Source organism: Aliihoeflea sp. 40Bstr573, from assembly GCF_024105655.1.
Lineage (GTDB): Bacteria > Pseudomonadota > Alphaproteobacteria > Rhizobiales > Rhizobiaceae > Aliihoeflea.
The window spans coordinates 1-630 of the sequence record NZ_JAAAMH010000069.1; the positions used below are offsets into that span (position 1 = coordinate 1).

General features: G+C 61.1%; 1 protein-coding gene. It reads right to left on the reverse strand.

The genetic code is table 11. The features are described from left to right. Nucleotides 1-235 precede the first annotated feature (235 nt). Nucleotides 236-484 carry a MarR family winged helix-turn-helix transcriptional regulator gene (locus tag GTK01_RS20930; RefSeq protein ID WP_252929792.1) on the reverse strand — a complete coding sequence of 83 codons (249 nt, stop codon included), beginning with the start codon at nt 482-484 and terminating at the stop codon, nt 236-238. Nucleotides 485-630: the final 146 nt, after the last annotated feature.

Genomic DNA, 630 nt, shown 5'->3' on the forward strand with positions numbered 1-630 from the left:
GGTTCTCTCGGCTATGCTGGCGGCGGGTAGCTGGCGTCCACATCAGGTCTCTCCGAATAGGCTTCGACACCCAATTCGGAATCACGACCGCGCCAGCTACTCAACCCTTTCGAGACGGGCTCTTAGGGTGTCATTTCGCCCTCAGCCGGAACCGATCCCTGACACCACGGTGATCTCCTGGAGCACTTGCCGGGCGTCGGCTGTCAGGTGTATATGCTTGATCCGCCTGTCACCATCAGTGGAACGGCGCTCGACGAGGCCCCTGATCCGCCAGCCGGTCCAGCACACGGGCCAATGTCGGCCCTTCAACGCCGACACGCTCGGCAAGCTCGCGCTGCGATGCCGGCCCGAAGTTTGACAGCTGAAGCAGCACGGTCCAGCGCGCCTGATTGAGACCTGTATTCCTGAGACGTTCATCCAGTCGCGTGCGCCACCGCCGGCTAACGCGGCCGAGTTCCATGGCAAATCCGTTACCAATGCTCATACCGATAGATTTCTATTGACTAGGCCGTGTGGACGAATTTGATCAAGCATAGGCCGGCCGCGAAACTGACGATGGATCGGTAGTTCCGTGCGGTCTTTTCGCAGCGCAGGGCGACGCGCTTGAAGCGCTTGAGCCGCCCGAAGCCC